An 8786-nucleotide genomic window follows, 5' to 3' on the forward strand; every position below is an offset into this window, starting at 1 on the left:
GCCCATAACAAGGTATTCCGAGGTCTGTCATGATCGTACGCACCCGCACCGAAGCCGATTCCCGCCGCCCGGCGCCGCCCAAGCCGCGGCCGACCTTCCGCCGCAAGGCCATGTGCCAGTTCATCGCCATGGCGTTGTTCGGCGGTGGTGTCGCTCATGCGGCAACCACGCCCCCGGCCTTCAGCCCGGCCTGGTTCGCGACGAAGCAGCCGGGCGCCACGCCGCCATCGGCACCGTCCGCCGGTGCAAACAACGGCAACAACGTCAGCTTCTCGCCGGGTAGTGCCCTGCTGCAGCAGCGGGTACAACAGTCGATCCAGAACCTCAATACGGCAGCCTCGGCGCTCGCCGCGCAGATGCAGGCGCAGAAGGACGCACAGAGCGCCGCGGCGCAGCTGGCCTCCAACGTGCCTAATGGCATGGCGGCGGGCGGCCTGAACCCCGCAGCGGGCATCGCCACCGATCCTACGCTGTGGCAGAACGCTCTCAAGCCGACGGATACCGTGGCCGCGGGCAAGCACACGGTGGAAGTAAAACAGACGGCGAAGAAGGCGATCCTGACCTGGGACAGCTTTAACGTAGGTCGGGATACCACACTCTATTTCAACCAGAGCGCTGGCAACCTGAGCGGGGGCGGTAACGACTGGATCGCGCTGAACCGCGTTAACGATCCCTCCGCCAATCCGAGCCAGATCCTCGGCAGCATGAAGGCGGAAGGCACGGTTTACCTGCTCAACCGCAATGGTGTGATCTTCGGGCAGGGCGCGCAGGTAAATACGCACTCGCTCGTGGCGAGTTCGATGTATCTGTTCTCGAAGGATACGAAGACCAGTAACGATACCTTCCTCACTTCGGGTCTTGTTGACCCGTTGCGCAGCAACCTGCCGACGTTTTTGACGGATGCGACGGCGCCAGGTGGCGCTAGCGTGGTCGTGGAGAAGGGTGCGTCCATCAATGCAGGCGCGGACGGGTTCGTCCTGGTTGCTGCACCAAAGATCGTCAATCGCGGCGCTATCGTAGCGGACGATGGTCAGATCCTCCTGCAATCGGCGACGGAGCTGGATAACGTCGGTGCAAACGGTGACTTGAAATTTGTCAATAACACCCTCATTCCGAGCGGTCCTGACGATGGCATCGAGAATAGCGGCTTGATTCAGGCCCGTCGTGGCTCGATCAACCTGGCGGGCCCGCGCGTAGACCAGAACGGAGTCGTCGTAACCTCGACGAGCATCTCGCGTCCCGGCAGTATCAGCATCGCGGGCGGGACACGTTTTGTTAATGGCCCGGTAGAGTTTGGAGCAGGTTCGGTCACGGCAGTTCTGCCCGAAGAGGACGGTGCCACCACCACCTCAACCGCCGACGCCGATAAAGTCTTTGTACCTGGGAGCATTAATGTTTCCGGGTCGCGCGTCACGCTCGACAGTGGGTCGTTGATCGAGGCACCCGGCGGAAACGTGTCGCTGCAGGCCTTGGGCAATACGGGTGCGTCAGAGGTCGCTGGTGACGGTCGCGTCTACATCGATAGTGGTGCAACGGTTGACGTCTCGGGCCTTGCCGACGTTGAGCTACCGATGTCGGCGCTGCTGGTCACGATTCCGCGCATCGGACAGAACGAGTTGGCCGACTCGCCACTTCTGCGCAACAGCTTTCTTTATACGCAGAAGAACGTCGTGCTTGATAGCACGGCGTCGGGCACGCGTGCCGATGGTCTGGACTGGATCGGCAGTCCTATCCTCAACGCGGCAGGCTATGTACAGAACATGCCGCGCGACATCGACCAGATGCTGACGCGCGGCGGCCATATCACGCTGGACGGCCTCGAGGTAGTCGCGCGTACGGGTTCTCGTCTGGCGCTGGACGGTGGCTATCTCGCCTACCAGTCTGGCTGGATTACCACGCCGAATCTTCTTGGTTCGGACGGGCGGATTTATAACATCGCGTCCGCTGATCCGAACGTCGACTATGTCGGCTTCGCTGGGCAGTACACGAGCACCCACGCGCGCTGGGGCATCAGCGAAACTTACAACTCGCCCATCATGGGTGGCTCGAGGCGCTACCAAGAAGGCTTCGTCAAGGGTGCTGACGCCGGAACGCTCACGGTGCACGCGACGACGGGCCTCGCGCTTGACGGTGACATCTCCGCCCAGGCTACGCCTGGAACGCAGCAGACCAGCGATGGCACCCAGCCGGATGGAGGTACCTTTGCGTTCGACATGACAACGGCAGCTGCCGGTGGTACCAGCAGAAGCCTTGGTGTTCGCCTGCAGCAGATGTCGCGCACGCTCGAATCACTCTTGCCGGGTTTCGATCGCGATACGGATTGGAGCGACCTGGATGTTGCGAAGGGTCTCGATGCACCCTGGATGGTCATAAGCGCTGACACGTTGGGCAAGGCGGGCTTCAACACGGTCAATCTGGCAACCACCACGGCGCCAGTCGAGGAGGCCGCGGGCACGCATCTCGTGCTCCAGCCGGGCGGTAGCGTGTCGATCACTGCACCTCGTGTAGACATCTACGGCAGCATCGAAGCTCCAGCGGGAAACATCTCGATCGCTACGACGGGGCTCGCGGTATCGCCGGGCCAGCCCTACAACGCCTTTCAGTACCCGTACGCAGACATTACACTTCACGATGGCTCTCTGCTCAGCGCTCGGGGTCAGTGGGTCAACGACACTGGGCTGGACGCCGGACATATCCAGGGGGATCGCTGGACCGAAGGTGGAACCGTCATGCTTTCCACCTACGCTCAGCTTGGGCCCGGCAAAAATGGCGTCAGCGACGATGGCACCGGTTCGATCATTCTGTCCAGTGGCAGTACGATCGATGTTAGCGGTGGCGGCTACGTCGATACGCACGGTAACGTGAGCCTCGATCATGGCATTCCGGCGGGGCGCGGCGGCAATATTGCACTGCAGACCTATTATGTGCCGGCCACCGGAAGCGTGTGGGACGGTAAAACGCCACCCATATCGTTCGACCAAGGTCGCGTGGAGCTGGACGGCACGCTCCGCAGTTGGGGTTTCGCAGGCGGCGGTGCTTTAACGTTGCGAGCCGCACAGGTTCAGATCGGTGGCGACCCTTCGGATATGGCGCTCTCCAACGGCCTATGGCTGTCTCCTGCGTTTTTTTCCGGCCAGGGTTTCAGCCGGTACAATGTGTATTCGGTCACTGACGCCACCATCGCGGATGGCACGAACGTCGTGGTACGGCCGGCGAACCTGCTAGGCGACATCGATGGCTTGCGCGGATTACCCACCGGGTCCGACCTGTTCGCGACGACCGCCGTTACCGGTGTTGGCTTCCTTGATGACTGGCAGCGTTGGGCGACGCGAGGCACTTCGGTAGATCAGACGCCTGGCCTCACGTTAACCGCGGGCGACTACCTGAATTGGCCTCTGGATCTCACGCGTCCATTGAGTGGCCCACGTCTGGTGCCTGGCGTATCGGGAACGGCTACTGTCGGTATAGGTGCCGCAGTTACTGTCGATGCCGGCGGCGTCATCGATATTTCGGCGTTGCACAATGTCGAGGTCGACGGTAGTTTGACGGCGCACGGTGGTGCCATCAATCTCGCTGCCACTGGTTTTTCCCCGGGTGACTTTCCAAGTGCCGATACCGGATTGACATCGCGTGTGCGCGTCAGCGGCGAATCGACGATCGACGCAAGTGGTGTTTCGCTGGTGAACAGTCATGTCGCGCCCGCGAACGGGCAGGCGGGACGTGTTGTACCGAGGGTGGGTGACGTCCTTTCGGGTGGCTCGGTTACCTTGACTGGCGGCGACGAAACGTTTGTCGTCGCCGATGATGGCGCCCGCATTGACGTCTCCGGTGCAGCGGATACGTTTGATTTGCCTACCGCGTCGCGGCGTCTGAACGGTGCGACAAGTGCTGTGGAACCCACTGCGGTGTGGAGCGACGCCGGAAGCATCGTGTTCGGTGCTTCTGCAGGTCTCTATATCGGCGCGACACTCGACGGCCATGGCGGCGGACCCTCGGCAGAGGGCGGCTCGCTGCAGATCGTCGCGATGGACGAGAACGACCCCAACGCTCTGGTCACAGCCAAGGGCATCCTCGTGCGCCAGTCGTACGACCGCAAACCGGCTTTTGCCCAGGGTGACGTGTTCGATGGCGGTGTTGCCGGCGCGGACGGCACGCTCGAGTTCGCCGCCGACGTTTTCAACGGCTCAGGCATCAGCAGCCTGCAGTTCGGTCCGGGGGCCGGCGAGCCATTCAGCAACAAGGTAGTTCTTCCGCTCGGCTTTGCTGGTGACGTTAACCTCAATCTCGGGCGGCAGATCGCTATCAATTCATTCGGCATCGAGGCATTGCCGGCGACTGCGACGCAGGTGGATCTTCCTGGCGGCTTCATACAAGGTGCGGGCAAGGTCACCCTCAGCGCACCCTATGTGCATATCACTGGCAAGCCCGGTGCCTACAGCACTAACGCGGCACCGGTGGCTGCGGCGGGCGACGGCATCCTCGATGTCAATGCGGCCACCATCGACATGGGCGGCATGGTGAACCTGCAAGGCTGGCGGCAGGCCAGCTTCAATGCCAAAGACGACCTTCGCTTCACGCTGCCGGCGTTTTACGCGTCGACTGATGGCTTGACGGTCTCGCCCGGGATGCTTTTCAGTACGGGCGACCTCGTTTTCTCGGCGGGGCAGGTGTATCCGACCAGCGGGTATCGCTTCGCGATTAATGCGAATGCATCAGGTCTACCCGATGCGGACGGCAATGCACGGGAAACGAGCATCACTTTCCTTCCTTCGGGCAATGCATCGACCACGCCGCTGTCTGCGGGTGGCGCGCTTCTCGTCAGCGCTGACCACATCGAACAGCAAGGCACCATCCGCGTCCCCTCGGGAAGCATCGTCCTGGGAACGACGGATCCGCTGGCGGATGCAAGCGACTTTGGACTCGCGTCCGGGCTCCCGGCACTGGCAAGCACCAAGAGTGTGCATCTGGCGCCGGGCAGCATCACGTCCGTATCGCTCGACGGGCTTACGGTGCCTTACGGCAACACGATCGATGGCGTCGACTGGCGTTACACCCTGCATCCCGGTAACCCAGCAACGACTGTCACCGCTCCGCCAGCGAAGCAGATTGAAGTGGCCGGCGATTCGGTGGCACTCGACGCGGGTGCAACGATCGATCTCGACGGCGGCGGTCATCTCCAGGCTTCGGAGTTTGTGCCCGGTACCGGTGGTACCCGTGACCTGCTCACGACGGCACCGAACGGAGCCACCGTTTACGCCATCCTGCCGGGGTACCATGGCGCGGTGGCGGCGACGGATCTGTCCATGGACGCCAGCGGCGTCGCCCAGCCTGGCGTAGGCCGCCAGGTGTACCTGTCCGGCGTCCCAGGCCTGGCGGCAGGCTACTACACGCTGTTGCCGGCGCAGTACGCGACCTTGCCGGGTGCGATGCGCATCTACCAGGACACGACCTCGCGTGATGCTGTCGTTGGTCGTGCCGCGGCGTTCACCGACGGTGGTTACTCCGTGGGTGGTTACTACGGCGATGCACTGACGGGCGCTCACGATGCGCGTACCACCACCTTCGTGGTGCAGTCGGCCGCGACCTGGCAGCAGTACTCACAATATCGCCTCACCGATGCCGACACCTTCTTCAACGCTGCGGCGACGAAGAAAGGGCAGGTGGCGCCGCCGCTGGCTGCCGATGCAGGGCGACTGCAGATCGGTGCCGGGCACCAGCTCGACCTCGGTGCGACGCTCGACGCGACGCCGGGCGCGGGTGGTCGAACGTCGCAGGTCGACATTGCAGGCCAGGCCATTCAGGTGCTTGGCGCGGGTGAAACGGCGCGCGATGGCTATCTGGGTGTTGCCGCGGACGGGCTCACCACGCTTGGCGCCGGTAGCCTGTTGCTCGGTGGCACACGCAGCAGCGGTACCGACGGCGATCACGTCGATGTAACGGCCGATTCCATCTTGCTGTCGAACGATGCAGCCCACCCGCTCGCCGGTCAGGAGATCGTGCTGGTTGCCGGCGCGGGTGGCGATGGCATCACGCTCGAGGACGGCAGCGTTCTCACTGCACGTGGCGCGGGCAATCCGGTGGCCAGCCAGCCACTGGTGTTTGGTCAGGACGCTGGTACGGATGCCAGCGGCAAGCCGGTGGCGGCGGTGGACGGCAACGGCTCACTGCTGCGCGTCTCGCAGAACGGCGCGGCCCCCATCTCGCGTCTGGGTCTGGTCGCCGGTTCGCCGGGCGGCTCGCTGACGATCGGTGCGGGCGCGATGGTCGATGGCGGCAACGCCCTCTCACTGGACGCTACCGGTCGTGTGAGCGTGGACGACAATGCCTTGCTGACCGGCAAGAACATCGATGCCACGGCCGGTCGCATTGCCTTTGTCGGTGCCGGTGCAACAGCGCCGGACGATGGCCTCGTGATCGGCGCCGCGACGCTGGCGCAGTGGCGCAGCTCCGATTCGGTCACGCTGCGTAGTCGTGGAAACATCGATTTCCTTGGCGCACAGGAAATCGCCGTCGACAACAACCTCGTGCTGAGCGCCGGTGCGTTCACGGGCGATGGTCATGATGTCAGTCTGCACGCGGGAACCATCACCTTTGCGAACGTACTTGGCGCGTCCGCCGGAAGCGCGTTGGCTGGCGGCGGTACATTGAGTGTCGGTGCGGGTGAAATCGACTTCGGCCAGGGCACGGCATCGCTCCACGGTTTCAGCGCGTTCGATGGCGTGGCAACGTCCGGCCTCGTTGCCGCCGGGCAGGGTGGCGTGGACTTCGGCGCCGCCTCCGTGGATCTGTCCGCACCGGTGTTCGTGGCGAACAGCGGTTCGGCAACCACCTTGCTCACGACCGGGGCCATGCGCCTCCATGGCACCCAGGGCACACCGCTCTCGACCGATGGTCTGGGCGGTGCTCTCAACCTGCGCGCTGGCAGCATTGACGATGGCATGAACCTCACGGCAGTGGCGGGCAGTCTGGCCCTGGACGCGACCCAGGGTGGCGTCCATGTGGCCAGCGGCACGACGCTTGACGTCGGTGGTGTGACCAAGCAGTTCTTCGACACGGCGGCGTACGCACCGGGCGGCAACCTGGCGCTGACTGCCACCGGCGATATCGCTATCGATGATGGCGCCGCCCTGCGCTACGGCGGCGCCACTGAAGCGGGCGATGCCGGTACCTTCAAGGCCGTCGCGGGAGGCGCCCTGCTGCTTGGCGGCACTTACGACGGCCACGCGGCACAAGGCTATCGCGGCGGATACTTCACCATCGGTACGGGTGGCGCGCTCGATCTCGACACCGTGGCCGGCCTCGTCGCCGCCAGCGGCTCGACGGGCCTGGCGGACATCACCAGCGGGCAGGGCGATCTGGCCCTGTCCACCGGCACGACGCTGAAGTCGAACAAGGTTTACCTCTACGCCAACGGTGGTAACGCGCGCATTGACGGCACGGTAGATGCCAGCTCTCCGGCGGGCAGCCGCATCGAGGTGTGGGCTCTCAAGGGCCTGGACATCAATGGCACCCTGGATGCCCATGTGACCACGCCGGAACAGCGTGGCGGTGATGTCGTGCTGGGCACGACGGGCTCGAGCGACGGCGCCCTCGATCCGACGTATGGGTATGAGATCGTCGATCGGGCGAATGCCGGATACGTGCACGTTGGGTCCGGCGCCCAGATCAATGTCTCCGGCGGAGCAGATACCGCTTTCGCCGGCGGCAGGCTCAGTATTCGTGCACCGCTGCTAGCCGACGGGGACGTACCGATCACGATCGACAATCCCGCGTCGATCAAGGGTGCGCGTGACGTCACCATCGAGCCGTTCGCCGTGTGGAGCACCAAGGATGGCTCTACGAGTGCGCAGCACTTTGACGGCGTCATCGATCCAGCCGGCTGGTTCACGGCAGACGGTAAGACGATGGTGGCGGGCACCTGGAACGACGGCAAGGGCAATGTCCTCCCGCCGCCGGCCGATGCCGCCCAGCAAGCGACGTACATGGACCAGTACTACTTCACGCCGGACGCGATCAATACCGACCACGCCGGTTTCTACGGGTACGCCGGTGGCGATCCCGCGAATGGCCCAGGCACCCTGATGGGCTTCGTGGAGCAGCCGGGCTTTACCTTCGGCAACCGCTTCGATGGCATCGCCAACATTAATGTTCGTCCAGGCATCGAGCTGCGCAATCCGATCGATGGCGCCAACGGCGGCAATATCGAAGTCGTCACCAACTGGAACCTCGGTGCCGGCGTGACCGGCACTGATGGCAAGCCGCAGCTGGCGTATCGCTACAACGGCGAGGCGCCGATTCTCACTGTACGCGCCGCTGGTAACCTCGACCTCAAGGCAAGTATCACCGACGGCTTCTACCAGCAGAACGATGGTGCACAACTAAACGACACGACGCCCGGCGACCCGCTGTATGACGCCGCGGTCGCGGAATACCAGGTGGCGCAGGCTTACCTTGACCAGAACAACGCCTGGAACGGAACCATCAACCTGGCCGACGGCGACCCGAGTGAGTTCAAGACGCCCGGTGGCGGCGTAGCCGACATCAGCAAGGATCCGTTTTACCAGCCGCTGACGGCACCGTCCAAGGGTCAGCAGGATGAGTACTACGCGAACTACAATCAGTACATCTTCGCRTTCGGCGATAACGGCGCCACGAATTTCGGCTGGTCGTCGTCTTACGTGCAGCAGAACGCGCTGGGGTTCCTGACGTACAACCCGCATAACGCGATCAACCAGACGGCTCCGTCACCGGCGAACTTTACGACCTATGACGACTATGCCAATGCG

General features: G+C 63.6%; 1 protein-coding gene. It reads left to right on the top strand.

Features of this window, described 5'->3' with window-relative positions:
- Positions 1–29: 29 nt before the first annotated feature.
- Positions 30–8786, top strand: an 8757-nt coding sequence (locus AC1DSN_RS13940) for a two-partner secretion domain-containing protein (RefSeq protein WP_477331194.1), incomplete at its 3' end; no start/stop codon positions are given.

The organism is Luteibacter sp. P4_D7_3 (assembly GCF_056401735.1).